At 71.7% G+C, this 2017-nt stretch carries 1 protein-coding gene; it reads right to left on the bottom strand.

The window, feature by feature from the left end:
• Positions 1-1996 (bottom strand): YadA family autotransporter adhesin (locus P409_RS32815; protein ID WP_430515675.1); only part of this gene is annotated, 1996 nt, incomplete at its 3' end.
• Between the last annotated feature and the right edge of the window lie 21 nt (positions 1997-2017).

Genomic DNA, 2017 nt, shown 5'->3' on the forward strand with positions numbered 1-2017 from the left:
CCGTCCCCGTCGCTTGGCTATCCGCCAGGGTCGAGTTGGCGTGGAAGTACTTGATGCCGCCGCCGGTGGTGATGTTGTCGACCTTGGTGTTCAGCGTGTCGACCGAGGTGTTGGTGGCGAAGAGCTGGCTGCCGTTCACCGCGTCGGTCGAGTCCGCCGCGATGCGGCCGGCCGCGACATTGGTGATCGTCCGCTCGGCGCCCGCCGCGCCGACGCTGACCGTCGAGGTCGGGTTCGTGCCGGCGAAATTGTAGGTGTTGCCGGCGATCGTGGTGCTCTTCGTCTGGACCGCCGCCGCGGTGGTGCTGCCCGAACCGAGGGCGACATCGCCCGCATTCGCTCCGGCGGTCGCGCCGTGGCCGATGGCGACACCATCGTCCACCGAGGTCGAAGCCGCCACGCCGGCTGCCAGGGAGTTCACCCCGGCGGCGCCGTCATTGTCGTAGTTCGCCCCCTTCGTCCCTCCGTCATTCACGCTGTAGTAGTGCGTCAGCTTGCCGGTGACGTCGGTGATCTGGGTGTTGAGGGTGTCGACCGCCGTGTTGGTGGCGAAGAGCTGCGACCCGTTCACCGCATCGGTGGAGTCCAGCGCGATGCGGCCGGCCGCGACATTGGTGATCGTCCGCTCCGCCCCCGCCGCGCCGACGCTGACCGTCGAGTTCGGCGTGGTGCCGGCGAAGGCGTAGGTCTTGCCCGCGATCGTCGTGCTGGCCGTGCCGACCGCCGCCGCCGTCACCGAGCCGGAGCCCAGCGCCACATCGCCCGCGTTGTTGGCCGAGGCCCCGTCGCCCAGTGCGACGCTCGAGGCCGCCAGAGCCTTCGAGCCGTTGCCGAGCGCCGTCGCCTTCTCGGCCGACGCGGTCGCACCCGGACCGACAGCCGCGGAGAGCTCGCCGGACGCGTTGGCGAACTCGCCCACCGCCAGGCTGTTGCTGGCGCTGGCGCTGGAATTGGCACCCACCGCCGTGGAACCGCTGGCCCCCGAGGCCGCGGCGTTGGCGCCGATCGCGATGCTGCTGGAGGCCGCAGCCTTGGTGTTGGTGCCCAGCGCCACGGCATCGCCGCCCGACGCGTTCGCCCCGAAGCCCTGCGCCACGTCCTGAGCGCCCGACGCCGAGGCGCCGATGCCGGCCGCCATCGCATTGGCGCCGGTGGCGCCGTCATTGTCATAGTTCCCGCCCTTCGTGCCGCCGTCATTGACGCTGTAGTAGTGCGTCGCCGAACTGGTCACGAGGTTCTCGATCGCCTGGTTGGAGGCGAAGAGTTGGCTGCCGTTGATCGCGTCGGTGGAGTCCAGCGCGATGCGGCCGGCCGCGACATTGGTGATCGTCCGCTCCGCCCCCGGCGCGCCGACGCTGACCGTCGAGGTCGGCGTCGCCCCAGCGAAGGTGTAGGCCGTCCCGCGGATCGTGGTGCCGGCGGTGCCGACCGCCTTCGTCGTCACCGAGCCCGAGCCCAGCGCCACGTCGCCGGCATTGGTGGCCGAGGCTGCATCGCCGAAGGCGAGCGAGCCGGCGCCCGCCGCGCTGCTGGTGTTGCCGAGCGCGACCGAGCCCTGGCCCGTCGCCGTGTTGCCGCTGCCCAGCGCCACCGCGCCGGTGCCGTTCACCGTATTGTTGGCGCCCATGCCGACGGCGCCGGTGCCGGTGACCGAGTTCGGATCGCCGATCGCCACCGCACCGTCGCCGGTGGCGACATTGCCCGCGCCAATCGAGACCGCCTTGCCGCCCGTGGCCTTCGCGCCGGTGCCGATGGCCACCGCATCGGCGGCGTCGGCGACCGACTGCGTGCCCATCGCGATCGCGTTCTCGGCGGAGGCATTCGCATTGTAGCCGATCGAGGTCGTCTTGCTGGCCGCGACCCCGATGCCGGCATTGGTGCCGATCGCGACATTGTCGTCGCCGGTGACCAGGTTGCCCGCGGAGGCCTTCGACGTGGCGTCGTAGTCGACGGTGCCGTCGCCCGAGCCGAGGGCGACGTTCCGGGTTCCGGTCACGCCGGCGCCGGCGCCCCGCAT

Source organism: Inquilinus limosus MP06 (assembly GCF_000767795.1).
GTDB lineage: Bacteria > Pseudomonadota > Alphaproteobacteria > DSM-16000 > Inquilinaceae > Inquilinus > Inquilinus limosus_E.